The organism is Providencia sp. PROV223 (genome assembly GCF_028479245.1).
GTDB classification, from domain to species: Bacteria; Pseudomonadota; Gammaproteobacteria; order Enterobacterales; family Enterobacteriaceae; genus Providencia; species Providencia rettgeri.
In genome coordinates, this window is the sequence record NZ_JAMPNG010000022.1 from 43778 (window position 1) to 63535 (window position 19758).

General features: G+C 38.2%; 17 protein-coding genes and 1 tRNA gene. 7 read left to right on the top strand and 11 right to left on the bottom strand.

The window, feature by feature from the left end; all coding sequences use genetic code 11:
• The first annotated feature begins 17 nt into the window (after positions 1 to 17).
• Positions 18 to 103, top strand: a tRNA-Leu gene (locus tag PR767_RS18780).
• Positions 104 to 212: 109 nt separating this feature from the next.
• Here PR767_RS18780 and PR767_RS18785 read toward each other — a convergent pair.
• The 6 genes from PR767_RS18785 to PR767_RS18810 all read right to left on the bottom strand — a co-directional run bounded on the left by PR767_RS18785 (position 213) and on the right by PR767_RS18810 (position 6650).
• Complete coding sequence (locus PR767_RS18785; RefSeq protein ID WP_004914817.1) at positions 213 to 467, bottom strand: DUF1435 family protein; 255 nt, start codon at positions 465 to 467, stop codon at positions 213 to 215.
• A gap of 118 nt (positions 468 to 585) precedes the next feature.
• On the bottom strand, positions 586 to 1116 hold the full coding sequence (locus PR767_RS18790; RefSeq protein WP_117162881.1) for a GNAT family N-acetyltransferase: 531 nt from the start codon (positions 1114 to 1116) through the stop codon (positions 586 to 588).
• Positions 1117 to 1322: 206 nt separating this feature from the next.
• Complete coding sequence (phoA, locus tag PR767_RS18795; protein ID WP_004914820.1) at positions 1323 to 2762, bottom strand: alkaline phosphatase; 1440 nt, start codon at positions 2760 to 2762, stop codon at positions 1323 to 1325.
• Between the two features lie 181 nt (positions 2763 to 2943).
• Entirely contained in the window at positions 2944 to 4512 is a 1569-nt protein-coding gene (locus tag PR767_RS18800) for an alpha/beta hydrolase-fold protein (protein ID WP_272520754.1), read from the bottom strand.
• A gap of 58 nt (positions 4513 to 4570) precedes the next feature.
• Positions 4571 to 5185 carry a DUF3156 family protein gene (locus PR767_RS18805; protein ID WP_042851671.1) on the bottom strand — a complete coding sequence of 205 codons (615 nt, stop codon included), beginning with the start codon at positions 5183 to 5185 and terminating at the stop codon, positions 4571 to 4573.
• Positions 5160 to 6650, bottom strand: coding sequence for an APC family permease (locus PR767_RS18810; RefSeq protein ID WP_004914823.1), 1491 nt, complete (start codon positions 6648 to 6650; stop codon positions 5160 to 5162). The genes PR767_RS18805 and PR767_RS18810 overlap by 26 nt, the downstream gene beginning before the upstream one ends.
• A gap of 397 nt (positions 6651 to 7047) precedes the next feature.
• On the opposite strand from PR767_RS18810, the gene PR767_RS18815 reads away from it, so the two are divergent.
• A complete protein-coding gene (locus PR767_RS18815; protein ID WP_272520755.1) occupies positions 7048 to 7710 on the top strand; it encodes a helix-turn-helix domain-containing protein in 663 nt (220 codons plus the stop codon).
• 145 nt (positions 7711 to 7855) lie between these two features.
• On the opposite strand, the gene PR767_RS18820 is transcribed toward PR767_RS18815, so the two are convergent.
• From PR767_RS18820 to PR767_RS18835, 4 genes are all read right to left on the bottom strand, one after another.
• Entirely contained in the window at positions 7856 to 9349 is a 1494-nt protein-coding gene (locus PR767_RS18820) for an aldehyde dehydrogenase family protein (protein WP_004914825.1), read from the bottom strand.
• A gap of 28 nt (positions 9350 to 9377) precedes the next feature.
• Entirely contained in the window at positions 9378 to 9746 is a 369-nt protein-coding gene (locus tag PR767_RS18825) for a cupin domain-containing protein (RefSeq protein WP_109911826.1), read from the bottom strand.
• Positions 9747 to 9795: 49 nt separating this feature from the next.
• On the bottom strand, positions 9796 to 11100 hold the full coding sequence (locus tag PR767_RS18830) for an NAD(P)/FAD-dependent oxidoreductase (RefSeq protein ID WP_272520756.1): 1305 nt from the start codon (positions 11098 to 11100) through the stop codon (positions 9796 to 9798).
• Positions 11101 to 11440: 340 nt separating this feature from the next.
• Positions 11441 to 12184, bottom strand: coding sequence for a helix-turn-helix transcriptional regulator (locus PR767_RS18835; protein ID WP_109911824.1), 744 nt, complete (start codon positions 12182 to 12184; stop codon positions 11441 to 11443).
• Positions 12185 to 12449: 265 nt separating this feature from the next.
• On the opposite strand from PR767_RS18835, the gene uriH reads away from it, so the two are divergent.
• Complete coding sequence (gene uriH / locus PR767_RS18840; protein WP_004914829.1) at positions 12450 to 13394, top strand: uridine-preferring nucleoside hydrolase UriH; 945 nt, start codon at positions 12450 to 12452, stop codon at positions 13392 to 13394.
• A 43-nt stretch (positions 13395 to 13437) separates the two neighbouring features.
• Here uriH and PR767_RS18845 read toward each other — a convergent pair whose 3' ends face one another.
• Positions 13438 to 14424 carry a glycosyltransferase gene (locus PR767_RS18845; protein ID WP_004914830.1) on the bottom strand — a complete coding sequence of 329 codons (987 nt, stop codon included), beginning with the start codon at positions 14422 to 14424 and terminating at the stop codon, positions 13438 to 13440.
• Positions 14425 to 14727: 303 nt separating this feature from the next.
• Here PR767_RS18845 and PR767_RS18850 point away from each other — a divergent pair, with 303 nt between their 5' ends.
• The 4 genes from PR767_RS18850 (at position 14728) to idi (ending at position 19115) form a co-directional block, all read left to right on the top strand.
• Positions 14728 to 15642 carry a DUF808 domain-containing protein gene (locus PR767_RS18850; RefSeq protein WP_240105913.1) on the top strand — a complete coding sequence of 305 codons (915 nt, stop codon included), beginning with the start codon at positions 14728 to 14730 and terminating at the stop codon, positions 15640 to 15642.
• A 373-nt stretch (positions 15643 to 16015) separates the two neighbouring features.
• Complete coding sequence (narX, locus tag PR767_RS18855) at positions 16016 to 17773, top strand: nitrate/nitrite two-component system sensor histidine kinase NarX (RefSeq protein ID WP_109911822.1); 1758 nt, start codon at positions 16016 to 16018, stop codon at positions 17771 to 17773.
• Between the two features lie 18 nt (positions 17774 to 17791).
• Complete coding sequence (narL, locus tag PR767_RS18860; protein ID WP_004914835.1) at positions 17792 to 18448, top strand: two-component system response regulator NarL; 657 nt, start codon at positions 17792 to 17794, stop codon at positions 18446 to 18448.
• A gap of 145 nt (positions 18449 to 18593) precedes the next feature.
• Positions 18594 to 19115, top strand: a complete 522-nt coding sequence (idi, locus tag PR767_RS18865; protein WP_004914838.1) for an isopentenyl-diphosphate Delta-isomerase — start codon at positions 18594 to 18596, stop codon at positions 19113 to 19115.
• Positions 19116 to 19758 lie beyond the last annotated feature (643 nt).

The window sequence follows — 19758 nt, forward strand, 5'->3', positions numbered from 1 at the left end:
ATTGACGAGACAGTATTGCGAGGGTGGCGGAATTGGTAGACGCGCTAGCTTCAGGTGTTAGTGTCCTTCGGACGTGGGGGTTCAAGTCCCCCCTTTCGCACCACTGGTCAGTCATTGTTTATAACACCCTGCCCATTTTGACCTTCCTTGTACGACTAGCGCTGCCCTAATTCTCTATTTTGTTCTGTTTACTTACTGATTAGATTATAGAACTACCTTTGTAGAACAAAGGCCATCATAAAACATGCGAGTGAAATAACTGCGGGGACAATCAATAAACGACGAGAACCGCGATTAAATAGCATCCCAGCGGTTGCTACCATCATGGTAATCATAATGATTTTTAGATTATCTAAGCCCATATTATTGAGTATATAAGCAATGCTCAGCAATATCACAGCAAAAACACCCCAAAGGCCAGCACCTATTCGCCTTAAACCTGTGGTTTTTGATATGCTAGTTGGCATAGTGACCTCAACACCCTTAAATGATAATGATTATCAATCATATCTAGTTTCTAGTAAATTTCAATGCTTTTTTATTTCACCACGCTATAAATTAACACTTATTTTACAAAATACAAACTTACGAAAATAGATAAATAAAATGAATATCTTCGGGCTCCAATGCAAATAATTCAGGGTCAGGCTGGGCAATTAAGGAACAACCGAGATGTTGATAAAAGTGCACCGTATTTTCTGAAGGTGTCGCAGAAATATATAAGCCTTTTGCACCTTTTTGTATCGCCATTTCAGCGCATTGTTGGAATAACATCCCTGCTAAACCTTTACCACGATGTGAGTGGCTCACATGCAGGAAAGACAATTGCAGTAAATTTTTTTGTTCGCCGCGCCACACATTATCTAAACTTGCGGCAGCAATTAGCTTGCCCTGCTCAAAAATACCAAGAAATACCGCTCCTTGGTCATAACTTTCCAACAAATGAGGGGTATAAGCTTCAGGTTCGCCTTCTGGCCAACCTTTCATATCAAACCGCTGCTTGGATAGCACCAACTCACCATTTCGATATAGATAAAGGTTTTCAATTAATTCAGTGCGGTCGATAGACCAAACAGATGGGATTTCCTCTCGTTGCAGTTCGCGAACTTCTCTCATAATGTCATTCTCATTATTCGTGCCTATGAATAAGCACATTTATTGTTATTTAATAAATCAATTTATCAAGATAATGAATAAAAAAAGAAGTGCAAATGTTTAGTACGTTCATTGAGGCATGGTTGAAAAATAAGAAAAAAAAGGGCTAGAAATAAAAAAACTCCCCGCAACATCCTATTGCGGAGAATTTTTACTACAGGGTTGGTTTATTGCTTCAATCCCATTGCATCGCGCATGGTAAAGAACAAATCAGTTTGGTCAGTCAGACCCATTACGTTTGCCGCATGTGGACCATAAGCCGCCACACGTAACTGAGCACCCGTGTGCTCTTGAGAATCATCTTCTTCAGAGTTACCGTAATTTACCACCATCACAGAACCGTCTTTAGTAATCAACGCCTGCGTTAAACCCGTTGACTTAGTGCCTTCAGGAATAATTTGGCTTGAATGTGAATGGTCAGCGGTCACGATAACTAATGTATCACCATGTTTTTTAGCGAAATCTAAGCCGACTTGTACAGCTTGGTCGAGAGCGACAGTTTCACCAATTTGACCACATGGGTTTGCTTTATGGTCTTGCTTATCGATAGAAGCACTTTCAACCTGCAAGAAGAAACCATTTGGGTTGACTTCTAACAGCTCAATCGCTTTTTTCGTCATTTGAGCCAATGTTGGTGCATTCGGGTCTAACTTAGCATTCGGTTTACATTCTAACGGCGCATTGTTGATATTACCGTAATGAACTGCTTTCGGGCCTTCCCATGCAACAGTCATGTTGCCATCATGGAATAAGCCCAGAACAGGTTTATCTTGATTTGCAACAGTAATGCTGTCTAATGACTTAGCGTCACGCACAATATTATACCCACGCTCAATCGCCTGTTGCTCCAACGTTTTACCTTTGTAGTCACCCGCCTTTGCTTCTTGCTTGAAGCTCTTAGCTCCACCACCAAGGGTGACATCTGGGCGAGTTACCAACAGTTGCTCTGAAATTGAACCTCGACCGCCATTTTCTAGCGCGTTAGCCGCACATTTTTCTGCTGTTTCCTCAGGGCCATAACATTTACGCGCACTCACATGCGAAAACTGTGCAGCTGGCGTAGCGTCTTGAATCTCAGAGGTTGTGACGTTACCCGTCGCTTTACCATTACGTTTAGCTATCTCAATTAATGTCTCATGATCGTTGCCAAATACATCAATCCCTAATGCGCCATTGTAGGTTTTTACACCAGAAGACCACGCCGTGGCAGACGCTGCAGAGTCAGTCACATAGTCTGGTTTTTGGGTTTTCTTATCTAACGCATAATGGGTATATTGGCCTGTAATTGGCAAGGCATCGATTCCTTTAAAGAACCCTGAAGCACCTTCTGCATAGTTACGGGCAACGGTTATCTCTGAGTCACCCATACCATCACCAATAAACAGAATCACATTTTTGGCTTGGCCATTGTGAAGTGCCGCTTTCATGATATCAGTTTGCTCTGTCGCTAAACGACGCGCACCACCAAATTTTGTGATATCACCTTGTGCCGCACGGTTTTCTGACACCGCATCATTTTTATCAGCCGCGTAGGCAGGGACTGCACTTCCTAAAATTAAAGTACTTACCGTGACAGCTAAAAGGGATTTCATAAAATTACCAGTCATAACTGTTTCCTTGCCAATCAATAATAAAAAGAGAAAATGTGTATTTCAAATAATGACAGGCATGCTAAAGGAGCTAGATGACAGTTGAATGACGCTTTTATGGCGAAATGAAGACGTTTGTCATAAATGTGAAAAAGCAGCTAAATATAAGCTGCTTGTTGTGAATCAGTGTTATGGCTATTTACCATTGTGACACAAGTTGATTTGTTCCCTCATAAAGCGTTTCACACCAAGAAACATAGTCGTGCCCGCTAGGTAACTCAATAGCATCAACTTGATAACCTTTGTGTTTTAGAACATCCAGTAATCGGTAGTGGTTCTGAATAATTCCCCCCCAACTACCGCGTTGTTCGAATAAGCCGGCCTCAAGGAAAAAACGGATAGGTTGCGTTGGTATAATTTCGATTTCACGAATTAACCACTCAGGGTCTTTATCTTTTGGGGCCCACCAATAAGATCCTGACATACTGATAACATTACCGAAGATTTCAGGATGCTGTAACGCATTCCATGTCGCGCCAATCCCACCATAACTGGAACCCGCAATAATCGTATGGCTTGCAGATGCTTGAATTCCCATTTGTGCTAATTGAGGCATGAGCTCATCCGCCAGCAACTTAGGAAAGACATCATTAGGGGGAAGCTCATCCCCACGACGCTCTGAATTTATGCTATCAACAAATATAATATTCATAGCTGGAAAACTCCCCTGATTCATCCACTTATCAAAGAATTTCTCCATTTGATAGTTTTGCAGGTAAATTTGCCCATCCAATAGCAACAATAACGCCGGTGTTTCCATTGGTACATTAGGCTGATAAACCGTTATTTTTCTTTCGTTTTTTAATATTTGACTCACCAACGTAAAAGTCTCTAAACGGCCTTTAATCTGCCGATTTTCTACATCAGGAAAGTGACACTGGCGTATGTTCGGTGCCAATGATAACAACGAAAAACGGTTATATTTATCGACATTTAGGGAAGGAATAACGTGAGAATTATATGGGTCAGACTGCGCGGTGACTAGAATTGCTTTACGTTGAGCAAAACCGCCTTCCGGTACAGAAGGGATATCTGGTGCAATTTTATATTGCGATAACGTATCATTAGGGATGATAAAAGAACGATACCAAATATCCGTTCCCGCCAAATTGGCCATTCTTTCGTGATTACCTGACGGCGCACCTAAAATATAGGCGTTTGCTTTCGCGCCACGCCAAAGGAATGTCACCCGTTTTTGTCTATTTGAAAAATCTTCAACCAGTGGCGTTCCTTGCGCGGCAACGGCTTGCCAAAATGCGCTTGTATCACCATTTTGATAATATTCATCCAATAAACTTTGCAGCTTAGGAGTAACCGGTTCATTATCCTTTTTAATGGCTAAAGGCTGGTACTGGGTGACATCAAACTTTAATTGCCAAGGTTTACCCGGCTCACCATTCAACGCTAAATAATAAACCCCATTTTTTGATACTAAATAATCCGCACTATGAGGTTCTTGTACTGAACCGTACTCTTGCAATGCACGCACTGGCTGTTTATTGGAATCCAATAATAGAACCTTGGAAAGACCTTCACCGCGTTGTTTTATAAAATCTTGCTGCGATACTTCAAAAGATAAGCAGCTATGACCTTCGCTATCATGTACCCCTTCAGCAAAGGAAAGCTCAGATAAACGTATACAGTCAGCGTGTGTTGCCATCACCGCAGAAGAAAACAACATACAACCTAAAAGAGGCAAAGATTTCACATCAAATTCCAGTGAGTCAATTGATAATAATTATTACTATCAAAAAACTCTTTTAAACTCAATGGCTCACAGCACGTTTTTCCACCAGTTGGTTAATTAACTGCAGCGCACTCAATAAATAATAGCGTTGTTTTTTTATTAATCTCAAATAACGGCGAGTCGCGGGAATGCGGCTCACCATTTCTGATGCCGTGTAAGGCTCAATTTCACAACGCCAACGACCTCGGCTAAACTCTATCTCGCAATGATTAAATTCCAGCTCTTCTAATGTTTGCCTAATAATTGGGTACTCATTCAGCCATTCAATAACTTTCTGCCCATCCATCTGCTTCGAAACAAAATGGATATGCTTCTTCTTTATAGTCCCACGGGTTTTTACTTCAATTTTTGCATTGATACTATCTGTACATTGGCCAGATACCGCAAAACGGCTATACACAATAAAAGCGAGAAACAATTTTCTTGGCCGTTCAGTCACTTCAATCGTTAATTCGGGTTGAGGCTGCACATGAAGCACTCCGGGTGCCCCCCACTCACATGGATAAGGCGCCATGTCCTTCTCAACACGGTTAAGAGTCAATCCTGTTTGATATCCGGCAGGCAAACGTTGCTGGGTAAACTTACCGATTTTCTTCCACAAAGACGGTTTAGGCGAGGTTACGTAATGGCTCAAGTTGGCCTCCTTCCATTTCTTCATCAGCGAAGGAATTAGATAAAACGTATTCAACATCCACAGGTTTAAATGGGTTCACTTTCTGTACAAAAACGGTCCAAATTAATGCATATCCGGCTGTTAAACCTAACATAATGGCAAAAGGAATATAGATATCCGATTTATTCATGCCTGGTGGAGTGATATACACAATCGCTAAAATAATCCCGACACTCGAAATAATTTGCGGTATAGGGAAAAAAGGCGAACGATAGGCTCGATGTAAGTCAGGTCGACGAATACGCAATAACACTACTGAAATCGTTACCAGCAAGTAAGCCGTACCCCAAGAACACACCGCCGCCAGTACCAATGGAATGATACGATCAAGGTCGCCTTGAATAGCAAAAGCGTGCAAACATGGGATCATCACAGCTACTAAAATACCGAATACTGGAGTTTTAAAACGAGGGTGCAAATAAGCAAAGATGCGTGGTAATGCCCCATCAAGAGCCATTCCATAAAGAATGCGAGGAACCGCTGCCATTAACGTATTGATGGTCGCTCCACCAGCCAGTAATAACGCGATACCTATCCAGTATTTACCAAACTCACCCATAACAATTTCGGCGAATGCAGGGATTGCCATCGGTGTTTCAAGTAAACGCGTACCTGTCAGCGGGTCAACGACCACATTTTCCACTTGGTTCGCTAGCGCTGCACCGAATAACACCATACAGAGTGCGACACAAAATAAACCTGTTGTCATCGCACGGGGAATCACTTTCGCGGAATTTTTAATTTCAGGAGCCATTGGGGTTACTAGCTCACAACCAACAAACATGAACATTGCCATACCAACAAAGCTCAGTATTAGTGTTGGGTCCGTATTGAGTGGCTGACCAAACCAGCCGTCCATATCCACATGAAATGGCAACAACAAACCACTCACACTAAAAATTACTAACGTGGACCACATGGCAAATGTCAGTACAACCTCGACCTTACCAAAGGCTTCAATACCAAATGCATTTAAGATACCAAACGTGACAACCAACCCAACACCAACCATCCAAGATGAGTTACTGGTCTCTAAGACCGTGTTGAGATGCTCAAAATTAACGAGAGCCATAATCCCTGACAGAATAGTTTCGGCAGTTCCTGCAAACACATGCACAATCAAGTAAGCCGAAAGCGCACCTGTTATCGCCCAAAAGCGTCCCATCCCACAAGAGATATAGTCATATACTGAGCCTGACGTTGGGAGAATGGCCGCAGCCTCCGAAAATGTAGTTAACTGAGCTTGCATCATGATGAAACTGAGTAGCACCGCTAAGGCAAACGTATCGCCACCGATGCCGAATCCACTCGTGACGGTTAAAATAACAGGACTGGCCATAATCAAACCAGCAGAACTCGCCAAGGTGGTCGGAAAGCCAACTTTCCCTTTTTCTAAATGTGTCGACAATTTTGAGGATAAATTCATCTTGCTTCCCTCTCACTCTCTACCTAGCTATTAATGTGAATTTTTTGTAAAAATAAAGTGGTTTCATATCCACTATAGAAATAAGCTTAAATCCACTGCTATCGTTCTAAAGGACGATACCCAGAGAGAGGGGAAATAAAGTATAGCTCGCGAAAAGTACCCATATTTTTAAAAACAAAAAAAATAATTAAAGTAATATCAATATGTAACAAACAAACCACTTGTTAATATATTAATAAATATCTTTCTAAAGATACCAAAAAGCAGCAAATCAATATTCATGAGGTTTTCATGAGTTTTAAATACTGCTATCAACTTCACGTTATTAATATGTTTATTTTATGTTAAATCCATTAAGAGGCATGATAATAATTCGATTAGTACACAAGGGAATATGATGAATTCACCATTATTCGAGCCTCATCAACAAACATTGATTGATTGCTGCCTAAATACCATTGCGCATATTATTCCGGTTTCTGCATTGGTGTATTACCTCGTGAATGATCATTGCCAACCAGATAACTACGTTCTTCACGGGATACCGGCAAAAATGCATGAAGAGTATCTCGCTTATTTTCACCAATTAGATCCTTTACACCCTGACCATTTTCGCAGCGATGATTTACGCTTAGTGAGAATGGATTCTGAAATACGCCAGCAGAATCAAGCTTTTTTCCATGATTTTATGCAGCCAAATAACATGACTGATATGGCGGAAATATTTATTCGTCGTAAAAATAAAATTATTGCGGGGATTTCGGTGCTGCGAGACAGCACATTTAGCCAACAAGAAATCATGCGATTAAATACTATTTTACCTGTCGCTGAGCTGATGACATTTGATGTACTACCTGATTCCTTAGTGGCTTATACCCCCAAAGAACAAGAAATTATCCATTTAGTACGAGAAGGCGCGAGCAATAAGCGAATTGCATTATTACTGGGGGTTTCGCTATCAACAGTGAAGACTCACTTACGCAATATCTTCACTAAAGCAAATGTGACTAACCGAACCGAGCTTGTTTCATCCGGGTTTATCATTCACCAAGAAAAATGACAGTAAATCTAACGACCACCCGCCGTGGATGAACATCCACAATAGCTTTGTCTTTGAATTGATTAATAAGCCATAGTATCTATCAAATATAAAAAACCCGGCACGATGGCCGGGAAATGTTGATTAATTGAATATAAATTGAACACTAATAACGCACCATGACAGACTTTAACTCTGTGTAATACTCAATAAAGGCACTACCAAATTCACGACCAATACCTGATGACTTAATGCCACCAAATGGCACTGCGGGGTCAAGGAAGGTATGCATATTCACCCATACCGTTCCCGCTTCAATGCGTGAAATCATACGCATTGCTTTACTAAGATCATTTGTCCATAAACTCGCAGCTAAACCAAACGGAGTGCTATTCATCATCTCAATAAGTTCTTCTTCGTCATCGTAACTCAAGAAAGTCCCTATTGGCCCAAATGTTTCCTCTTTCATCAATACATCATCTGGGCTATTAGCACGAATAATGGTTGGAGGCACAAAGTACCCAGCGCCTGCAATGGGTTGGCCACCATAAATAATTTCACTACCCTCTTGGCGAGCTTTTTCAAACAAACCTAAGATTTTTTCGTAATGCGCTTTATTGGCCAGCGGCCCCATCTCGGTTGTTTCATCCAATGGAGAACCGACTTTCATCGCAGACAAACGCGTTTTTAGTTGCGCTAATACTTCATCCATCAATTTAGATGGAATATAGAACCGCTCAGCAGCCGCGCAAATTTGCCCTTGATTTAGATACCCCGCTTCAATAATCCCATTAACAATTTTTTCAACCGGAAGGTCAGCTAAGAATGCAGCACCATTTTTCCCACCAAGCTCCAGTGTTACTCGGGTTAATTTACCTTCCATTGCTGAACGCCCTACCGCCAGCCCAGTCGGTACAGACCCCGTAAATGTCACTTTAGAACAAAGTGGATGATGAATCAGTGCCGGCCCAACTTCACGACCACCACCATTTACGATATTAATTACACCGTCAGGAATTCCCGCCTCTTTTGCCAATTCCACCACTCTTAGCATAGTTAGTGGAGTAAATTCACTTGGTTTCAACACAATCGTACAGCCACATGTTAAAGCAGCCGCTAATTTCCAAATGGAAATCATAATAGAAAAGTTCCAAGGAATAATACCAGCCACAACACCAACAGGTTCACGCTGGGTAAATGCAGAATATTTCTCACCATTAAAAGAAGGCAATGAAACATTCAATGTTTCCCCGCTGATTTTAGTCGCCCAACCGGCAAAATAACGCAAAAACTGCGCAGATGACCCCACTTCAAGAAAACGAGATAATTGAATGGTTTTACCTGAGCATAACGTCTCTAACTGGGCTAATTCTTCAAGGTGCTTTTCAAGCAAGTCAGCAAGGCGGTTTAAGCAATTCCCTCTTTCCATTGGTGTCGTGTTTGCCCAAACTCCTTTAAATGCAGCATGAGCCGCATCCATTGCGGCATCAACTTCCGCTAAAGTTCCTTCTTTTACTTTAGCAATAACCTGTTCAGTGGCTGGGTTAACAACATCAAAAAAAGTATCGCCTTTGCCAGAAACCGGTAACCCGTTGATAAAATGACCGTGCTGACGCTTCAAAAACTCACTGACTTCTGGTAATAGGGTTAACTCGCTCATTGTTATCACTCCACTCAATAGAAATTAATTAGGCATTTACACAAGCTAAGTAATGTTTTACGAAGCGTGGTGTATCAATTTCCCATAAAACTTCGGTACCTTTCGCGGCAAACCAGGTATCGCCTTTATGGTATTCAACCGTCACACCGGTTTTCACATCCGTTAACTTCACCGAACCTTCGTGGACTGTCGCCATTTCATCAAATGGATATACCATTTTGAACTTGCCTTTAGTACAAGCAAAAATACCGCAGGTCAGGTTATCCGTTGGTTCACCGTGGATCATTGCAACACTCGCTTGAGGATCGCCTTCAACAACCACAGAGCCTAAATTTGTCACGCTACCAACATTCAATAACTCAGGTAGTGGTTTATTTAACAGTAATGGACTAATCATAATTTTTACCTTTAATCGATTTTAATAAACTAATTAGGTGGATAACGAATTAGCGACGACCTTGCCAATAACCGGATATCTGATGCATTATTTTTGCCAACGAAACAATCACATTACGCAGACTATCTTTACCAATAATATTGGCGTGCGGGATAGAACTCATTAAGTCATAACGATGAGAACCTTCCACCATCCCTTCAGCAAGAACTTTGCACACAATCTGGCTTGGCGTAACACCAAAACCTGAATAGCCCTGTGCATAAAACACATTTTTGTGTTGTGGTAATGAACCAATTTGTGGAAATAAATTTGCACTACATGCCATTGGTCCACCCCAAGCTAATTCAATTTTGACGTCTTTGAGGTAAGGAAAGACTTTTAGCATTAAATTACGATTCCATGCTTTAAGATCAGACGGAATATATTCAAGAAAATGAGTGGAACTGCCAAATAATAGGCGATTCTCATTCGTCACCCGGTAGTAATCTATTACAGGACGAATATCACTATAAGCACCACGAATTGGGCTAATTTGCTCGATTAATTCATCAGGTAGCTCTTCCGTCATTAATTGATATGCGTAAGTATTAATAGTTTTAGGGTAAATCGTCGGCTCAAGGCCATTTAAAAATGAATCGCAAGCCCACAGCATTTTCTGTGCTTTAACTGTTCCCATCGCAGTTCTGACTTTGATGGTATTACCATATTCCACATTTAATACTTGGCTATTTTCAAATATTTTAGCGCCATATATTTCACTAATCGCTTTCGCTTCACCCAATAATAAATTCAATGAATGAACATGACCGCCACCCATGTGTTTGATCCCACAGGTATAAGCATCAGAACCAATAATCTGTTTTAGTTCTGAGCCACTGTAAAACTCAATTTCTTCATCAGGATCAACTGACTTAAAATCTTTTAGCCAACTGCGTAAGGTTTTTTCTTGGCGCTTATTACTACCTAAGTATGCGTAACCACGGCAAAAATCTGCATCAATATCATATTTAGCGATACGATCACGCATGATCCCTGCGCCCATATTACTGAGTTTAAAAATCGTTTCTAAACCCTCTGGCCCGACATATTTTTTGATTGCATCGATATCATGGCCAATGCCCGCCATTACTTGCCCGCCATTACGCCCTGAACCACCGTAGCCAAGGTGCCGTCCTTCCAAAATAGCGATATTGGTAATCCCTTTCTCACACAGCTCAAGCGCAGTATGGATCCCAGAAAAACCACCACCAATAATCACCACATCAACATCAAGATCTTCCTTTAGCGTAGGAAAACGTAAGTCATACTTTTTAGTTGCTGCATAGTAAGTCAATGATTCCACTTGGTTATTCATTATGGATACCCTATTTAGTATCTTTCGATAACTCGATTATCTTAACCTTACATTAACAATTACATAGCCCTTTAGGGACATTCGAAACATAAAGTTAACAATTGTGACGCAAGTAGAATATTTAAATAATAATAAAATTTTAAAAAAATAAAAAAACAATCTAAAAATCAAATAATTAATAAACCATTCTTATATTAATAATAATGATTGTTAATTTAATTTTAGTTCATACAAATCATCTAGACAAAAATAAAAAAAATAATGCAGCAATAAAAAAGATAACAAGCTATAAAATGCTATTAAATCATTAGGTTAAAATAAATATAAAAACACATTATACTTAGCTTAACCTATTCATTAATAAGTTAAATAATTCAACCTGTGAATTAATATTTAGTTTTTGATAGATATTTTTACGATGATTTTTCACTGTTCCTAAACTAATGAAAAGCATCTGTGCAATTTGTGGTGAACCTTTACCTGCTAAGATTAATTCGACAACTTCACACTCTCTTGGTGTCAGCCCAAATCGTGTTTGCATATCAGTATTTTGATGGTGGTTCGACACCGAAGAAGGAGAAACATCTTTATGAAGTTTCACCATACTACGAATGATATCGAAGGCGTCTTTAAGGGGCGCTTGCGTATATTTTCCCGAGAAAAAAGGCCTATCTTCATTACCAAAAAAAATGCCTAATTGCCTGTCAGTTGAAATATCTAATAACAACCCAGCTTCATCACACCACCCTGTCTTACGATAAAAATTGAGATAATAATCTGTATGATAAAATCCTTTAGGTGCGAGTTCTTTTAGTGTTAATACTTTGGAAGCGCCTCCCTTTTGGATTTCTTGGTAGAATGGATCCATTAAATAAGCACCTCGTTGATAGATTCTGTTAATACTATCGCTATTACGGCGCTCTACTTTGGAAAGAAATCGGGGTGGAGCTCCTTTTTCAAAGGAGTAAACAATCGCATTATCGAATGCAATAAGTGAAGATAACCATGATAATAAATTAGGATAAAACTGGTTAGTTGCAACAGAATCAATGACATCAGGTAATTTTTCCAGATAGTTCTCCATTCTGCCTCCACAATTATTAACTAATTAATAAAACCTCTCTAGGCGGCTTCATTTATATTGCTTAAAACTTCATAAAGAACACATTATCTTTATAAACTCAACACGATTGTTATTAATATGTTAATCACATCACTCCATATTAGTAACCCTAATGAATAATTTCATTACATTAGTATTCATAAAAATAGAACTTACATCACATAAAAATAAATTCATCCATATATTATGTTAATTAAAAGTAAATAACCTAATAAAAGGAGAAATAATGTCTAGCAATAAAATTATTATCGATTGTGACCCTGGCCATGATGATGCAATGGCAATTTTCTTAGCATTAGGCAATTCAAATGTAGAGTTACTTGCGGTAACGACGGTTGTCGGAAACCAAACTTTAGACAAAGTTACTTATAATGCACGCGCAATTATGGAATTCGTTAGTGCAAATGATATCCCTATCGCTGCTGGTTGCTCTAGGCCATTAGTGAGAACAATACAGACTGCCCCAGAGGTTCATGGAACAACAGGACTGGACGGCACTCACCTCCCTGAACCCAAATTACCTATTGACCAACGCCACGCTGTGGACTTAATTATTGATACGCTAAAGTCACATCCCTCTAAAACGGTTACTCTCGTACCTATCGGAGGACTCACAAATATTGCTTTAGCCGTGAGGAAAGCACCTGAAATTGTTGAATTAGTAAAAGAAGTTGTTTTAATGGGAGGAGGATACCATACGGGCAACCGTACTGCAGTCGCCGAATTCAATATCCTTATAGACCCTGAAGCTGCTCATATCGTGTTTAATGAAACTTGGCCTATCACTATGATTGGGTTAGACCTTACACACCAAGCAAGGCCAGACGACCAAATAATGGAAGCAATTGCAGCGTTAAATACACCTGTAAGTGACTTTGTTGTTGAATCTCTAAATTACTACACGGCAGGTTACCGTAGACGTAATGGCTATACTGACCACGCCCCGGTTCACGACCTATGCGCTGTTGCTTATGTTATCGACCCATCCATAATGGAAACGATTAAGGCTCCAATTGATATCGAGCTACAAGGCGCTCTAACAACAGGTATGACAGTGACTGACTTTCGCCATCCAGCTAAAGCAGATTGCCACACACAAGTCGCCACAACATTAAATAACCCTCAGTTATGGGATATGTTTATTGCTTCTCTAAAGCAACTAGAAAAATAAAAACAAAAAGGTAGCCTATAAAAACAGCTACCTTTTCAGAAGATTATGATTTGATAATTTCTTTTAACTTAGTGTAGCGTCTAATTAATCGCCATTTTAATTTTACTGTTGTTGCATGCGCCCACACTATTTGCCAATAACCCTTATCAAAAAATAGTTGTACCATTTCCTTCTGTACATCGGGTGATTTAATGGCTAATAGCGCTTGAATCACCCCCAAACCTTCCTTTCCTACCTGCCATAAGCAAGCTGGTGCCTGTTTAACTTGTTCAGGATAACGCTGGTAAATATTTAGCAGCATATCAATAATCTTCAAATACGTTTTTATCTTGCGGACAGAGCGTTCATCACCACTTAATGAATGCGAAACAGATTGGTTATGGATTAAATATCGGTAGTATTGTTCATTAATAAATTGCACGCGCTTCGCCACGAGTAAGACTTCCGTCGTCCAAGGAATGTCTTGATGATGTAACTTAGGCTCAAAGAAAAATTTGTGTTGGCGCAACATGTCCAAACGATATAAATTCAGCCAAGTTACATGCAGAAACTTGCGTGAACTTAAGCCAATTTCAAGCCATTCAGGGCCTGAAATTACCCCAGTTGACGGGACTTTATTCGGTGGGAAAATTGCCTTTGGTGCATCACCATTAGTATAAACATAAGTTCCATTACAGGTTGCAACATCGAGGTCATTTGATAATGCTATTTCTAATAAACGCCCATACATTTGAGGGCTAATTTCATCGTCAATATCAGGGAATGTAATATATTTTCCCGTAGCCTCTACCATCCCCGTATTACGGGCAACTGATACGCCTTGGTTCTCTTGATAAAGCACTTTTAAATGTACAAATTTATCTGCGTAAGACTTAATGATGTCTTCACTTTTATCTTTAGAACCATCATTAACAACGATCAACTCCCAATTTTCTAACTTTTGCGCGATTAAGCTATCAAAAAACTGAGGTAGAAATTTTTCACCATTATATACAGCAACGACAATACTCAAAACTGGCTGAGAAGACATGTATTAACCCTATACCAATCTATTAAAAATTATTCATAAGCTAAATAATTAAACAAAATATAAAGCAAAGTAGCAGATAGCAATATGTCACTTCATGTTACTTCACTAAAATTAATAATTTAGAAAAGAAAAAATCACATTGGTTCCATTGTCATAAAAATTTAATAATTTAAAATTCAGATTTATCAATCTGCAATGGAATTATCTTATTTGTAAGTATGATTTATATTGTAATGAACTAATTATCCATTAATTGACCTAATAAACATTAATGACACCTTAAAAAATATTGAGGATATTCTTGTGGCTGGAAGTAGCTTACTCACATTACTTGATGATATTGCCGCTGTACTAGACGATGTTTCCGTCATGACAAAAATGGCTGCCAAAAAAACATCCGGAGTTTTAGGTGATGACCTCGCACTAAACGCCCAGCAAGTCACAGGTGTTCGTGCAGAGAGGGAAATTCCTGTTGTTTGGGCCGTCGCTAAAGGGTCATTTGTTAATAAATTAATACTTGTTCCTTTAGCGTTGTTAATCAGTGCGTTTATCCCTTGGGCTATCACACCTCTACTCATGATTGGTGGAGCCTATCTTTGTTTTGAAGGAGCAGAAAAAATCACTCATAAGCTATTACATTCTAATGCAAAAGATTCTACTCCCCAACACCAATTGCAATTATCAGCAGAAGAACTTAAGGAATTTGAAAGTAAAAAAATCAAAGGAGCTATTCGTACCGATTTTGTTTTATCAGCTGAAATTATTGCCATCACACTCGGCATTGTTTCCACTACCTCTTTTATCAACCAAGTAGCCGTACTCTCTATCATTGCTATCGTGATGACTGTCGGTGTGTATGGCTTAGTTGCAGGTATTGTGAAATTAGATGACTTAGGCTTTTATTTACAGAAGAAAACCTCTTCTTTATTAAAAAAATGTGGTAATGCCTTAATTTATGCGACTCCTTATCTCATGAAAACATTATCTATTGTAGGAACAGCTGCGATGTTTATGGTCGGTGGAGGTATCCTAACGCACGGTATCAGCTATATTTCAGAATGGATTACCGAAATATCATTTACCGCAACCTTAACACCTATCATTGGTAGTACTATGCAGTTTGTCTTACCGACTATAATTAATTTATGTTTTGGGCTAGTAACCGGCCTAATCCTTGTCGCGATAATCTCACTATTCAAAAAATTTAAAAAAGCCTAAAACAAAAAGATAGCTCTATCGATTAGAGCTATCTTTCTTCCTGCCATTCGATAGTTTTTCAGTTACATTTTTCGGTGTATATTATTTTACACATTGATTTTCATCGATATTTAAACTGATCTAAATCAAAGGAAATTCATCTTTAATTTAAGCTATAATACGTATCCCCATTCCAGACTAAACCAAATTTAATCTTATATATCAATAAATAAAAGTGCAAAACTTAAAGAGAAATTTTATTTTCTATTTTCTATTTTGTTATAACACCAGAAAATTACTACCAAAGTAGTATATTTAATGTTCGCCCCTTTATGAACAATACTAGAACTATGCATTTTAAGTTCGCTAGCGCGACTCTTTAAGGAAGTGACACATGCCCACACTGTATCGTCGATTTTCAATTATTAACCAAGTGATCGGCCTTATGCTACTTATTGCGATCTTAGGAATTATTGGGATGACGATTTCTAATCGAATGATTATAAGTGTACAAGGTAATGCTCACGCAATAAATAAATCAGGTTCACTACGAATGCAGAGCTACAGATTACTTTCTCTCGTCCCTCTGAACACTCAAAATCAGCGTTATCTCGACGCATTAGAATCTGACCTCATTAGCCCAGAACTGACTCAAGTTGTAAAAATTGAAAGCTTAACACCTCAATTTGATGAGCTCTATAATTACTGGTTACATATCTTACGACCTTCATTAATGGAAGCAAATACGCCTAACGATGCAAGGTACGAAGTTATATCATTTGTAAGTAAACTTGATGAATTGGTTCATAACATTGATGAGAAAACAGAAAGAAAGATTGCTTATGTAGCTATGACACAACTGATTTTTATTAGCTTAGTATTCTTATTACTTATGGGAACCATCTGGCACTTAAGAAGAAAAATTTATTACCCATGGGTTAAATTATTATCAATGGTCAATGCGATTGGGCGAAAAGATTTTAGCCAACGCTACCCTAAAAATAATAGGCAAGATGAGTTAAACGCATTAGGAGAAACGCTGAATCAAATGTCAGATGAATTAGCGCTAAGCTATCATCAACTTGAAGAAAGAGTTGCAGAAAAAACTGCAGATTTAATCACAAAAAATAAAGTGTTATCTTATTTATATCAATCAAACCAAATTCTTCATTCATCAGATCCCCTCTATTTGCGATTACAAAAAGTCCTTATTGAACTAGAAAACATTACCATACTCAAAAATCTAAGTTTACGGTTGTATGAAGAAAGTAATGAAGCTTATTTTCATGAAATATGTTGCCATTCAACCGGATTATCTGAAGAGAAGACAACGAAGCTAAAACAACAAATTTCAATCGATAAACCTCTCAGCTTACAATGGGATTTATCAGACAATATGCATCGTTATGGCGTTATTATTGGTGAGATTGAAGATAATCAAATACTTTCAGACGAACAAAACAACCTCGTTTCTGTTCTAGCAAAACAAATCTCTGGTATGCTCGCGATGGAGCACCAAATAGAACAACAACAACAGTTGCTTATCATGGATGAACGTTCTGCAATTGCACGCGAACTTCATGACTCTATCGCTCAGTCTTTATCTTGTTTGAAAATGCAAATTAGCTATCTGCAATTACAGCCTGAGCCATTACCAGAAAAACCTCAACAGCTTTTAACAGAAATGCGCAGCGAAATTAATACCGCATATAGCCAACTGAGAGAGCTATTAACCACATTTAGGCTTAAATTAATGGAACCTGGCCTACTTCCCTCATTAGAAAGTACTATTAATGAATTTAGCGAACGTATGGGGTATACAGTAACCTTAAACTACGACCTACCCGCAAAGAGTATTTCACCACACCAATCTATTCATATTATACAAATCGTCCGAGAAGCATTAACTAATATTCTAAAACATGCTAATGCAACATCGGCTGAGGTTTCATTAAACCAGTATGATGGTATTGTTACTATTACCATTATCGACGATGGTGCAGGGATCACGTCAAACACTGATAAACTTAATCATTATGGGCTTATTATTATGAGAGAAAGAGCATTAAGCCTTAATGGTAATTGTTGTATTACACCTAGGCCTCAAGGTGGAACAGAGGTAAAAGTTACCTTTCCTTTATCTGACGCTTAACATACCGGAAAATCATCTATGGAAAATACAAATATAGTAAACGAAAAATCAACCATTCTACTTATTGATGATCATCCGATGCTAAGAAATGGAGTCAAACAATTGATTAGTTTGGAATCTTCATTACAAGTTATCGGTGAAGCAGGAGATGGTAAAACAGGTATACAGATCGCTGAAGAGCAAGATCCTGATCTTATTTTACTGGATCTCAACATGCCTGGAATGAATGGTTTTGAAACTCTTGATGAACTTAGAAAGCGAGAACTATCCGGTAGGATTATTCTTTTTACTGTTTCTAATTATAGTGATGATTTAGTCAATGCACTAAAAAGAGGTGCTGATGGCTATTTGCTTAAAGATATGGAGCCTGAAGAGCTTATAGTCGCCCTAAAAGAAGCCGCTAGCGGTAAGTTAGTTGTTAGCCCAACATTAGCATCTGTACTTGCTGAATCACTCAGAGACAATACCACACAGGATGATAATAATATAACTTCATTAACACCAAGGGAAGCCGATATTCTAGAGCTGATATCACAAGGCTTATCAAATAAAATGATAGCTCGTAAACTAGATATCGCAGAAAGCACAGTAAAAGTACATGTTAAACATTTACTTAAAAAGCTCAATTTAAAATCAAGGGTTGAAGCCGCTGTTTGGGTGTTACAACAAAAATAATTTTTAATCTCACAGCTATATAAGCTTATGATAGCTGTGAGCTTTGAAAAAATCATGTTAACTAATAAACAGCTCTAATATGCAAACTTATATTTTTAATTATACTAAACTAGTGTAATAATTTTTATGATGGAAAATAGTATAAATGGAAGATGAATTAATTTTAGTTAATGAACATGATGAACCTGTTGGTGTTATGTCAAAATTATTGGCACATCAACTCGGTTATCTACATCGAGCATTTTCAGTATTTATCTTTAATGAGCAAAATGAGCTATTAATTCAACAACGGGCACTTCATAAATATCATTCAGCAGGGCAATGGGCAAATTCTTGCTGTAGTCACCCTAAACCTAATGAGGATACTCAGAAAGCTGCTGAACGTAGGCTTCAAGAGGAGCTAGGCTTTGTCACCCCATTAACATATGTGGGTTCCTTAATTTATAAAGCTGATGTTCAGGGAGGCTTAATTGAACATGAATATGACCATATTTTTATTGGTTATTACAACCAATATATTCAACCAAATAGGGATGAAGTTTCATCTATACGGTGGGTAAGTCTTCCTCAATTAAAACAAGAGATCGTTCTTACACCTGAAATATTTACACCATGGTTTAAAAAAATATTGGAAGAATTTCCTTTATTAAATATTTTAAATAAATGAGTTTGTAATATTTTAATTTTTAATACACCATTCAAATCATAAAAAAAATTCATATAAAATCACATATCATAAAGATATATTATAGATGAGAAAATAATTTAATTATCAGTTTCATATAAATAAATAGTGCTAGTTTAATCTCAATTCTCAACGTAGGCTAACTAATCTTTTCCATTGAATTATTTTTAATACTAAATATTGTCATTATTATTTATTCATTGAATATAATTGCATTATTAATAAACTTTACTAGTATATTTCTATAGTAAGTAATCACTTAAAACTTACTGCGACCTTATTCACTATATTTTATTACTTTCTTTTACCCGATATATTTTTAATCCTATAATAAGTGAGCTATTATTCACTACCTTACCGCCCTCAATCGCATTCCCCCCTGAATACTCAGAGTACAACGCGTTGATTTAATTCTTCCCTCCTATCTCCCAATCCCCTTTTGTAGCCCAAATAGAAGTGAGTTGTTACTCACTACTTTGCATCGTGAGCTGCCATTGACGGTAGTTATATTCATGACTAATGACCCTACGAAGAGGAATAACATCAAATAAATTAAGCGAGTCGTTAAAAGAAGAAAGAAGTTGGGAAGTTGGGAAGTTGGGAAGTTAGGAAGTTAGGAAGTTAG

Excerpts from the sequence above, each read along its gene's own strand:
- PR767_RS18810 (WP_004914823.1), bottom strand. The coding sequence starts at position 6,650 with ATGAATTTATCCTCAAAATTGTCGACACATTTAGAAAAAGGGAAAGTT.
- narL (WP_004914835.1), top strand. The coding sequence starts at position 17,792 with ATGGAAAATACAAATATAGTAAACGAAAAATCAACCATTCTACTTATT.
- PR767_RS18825 (WP_109911826.1), bottom strand. The coding sequence starts at position 9,746 with ATGATTAGTCCATTACTGTTAAATAAACCACTACCTGAGTTATTGAAT.
- uriH (WP_004914829.1), top strand. The coding sequence starts at position 12,450 with ATGTCTAGCAATAAAATTATTATCGATTGTGACCCTGGCCATGATGAT.
- PR767_RS18845 (WP_004914830.1), bottom strand. The coding sequence starts at position 14,424 with ATGTCTTCTCAGCCAGTTTTGAGTATTGTCGTTGCTGTATATAATGGT.
- PR767_RS18835 (WP_109911824.1), bottom strand. The coding sequence starts at position 12,184 with ATGGAGAACTATCTGGAAAAATTACCTGATGTCATTGATTCTGTTGCA.
- PR767_RS18815 (WP_272520755.1), top strand. The coding sequence starts at position 7,048 with ATGAATTCACCATTATTCGAGCCTCATCAACAAACATTGATTGATTGC.
- phoA (WP_004914820.1), bottom strand. The coding sequence starts at position 2,762 with ATGACTGGTAATTTTATGAAATCCCTTTTAGCTGTCACGGTAAGTACT.
- PR767_RS18830 (WP_272520756.1), bottom strand. The coding sequence starts at position 11,100 with ATGAATAACCAAGTGGAATCATTGACTTACTATGCAGCAACTAAAAAG.
- narX (WP_109911822.1), top strand. The coding sequence starts at position 16,016 with ATGCCCACACTGTATCGTCGATTTTCAATTATTAACCAAGTGATCGGC.
- idi (WP_004914838.1), top strand. The coding sequence starts at position 18,594 with ATGGAAGATGAATTAATTTTAGTTAATGAACATGATGAACCTGTTGGT.
- PR767_RS18785 (WP_004914817.1), bottom strand. The coding sequence starts at position 467 with ATGCCAACTAGCATATCAAAAACCACAGGTTTAAGGCGAATAGGTGCT.
- PR767_RS18820 (WP_004914825.1), bottom strand. The coding sequence starts at position 9,349 with ATGAGCGAGTTAACCCTATTACCAGAAGTCAGTGAGTTTTTGAAGCGT.
- PR767_RS18790 (WP_117162881.1), bottom strand. The coding sequence starts at position 1,116 with ATGAGAGAAGTTCGCGAACTGCAACGAGAGGAAATCCCATCTGTTTGG.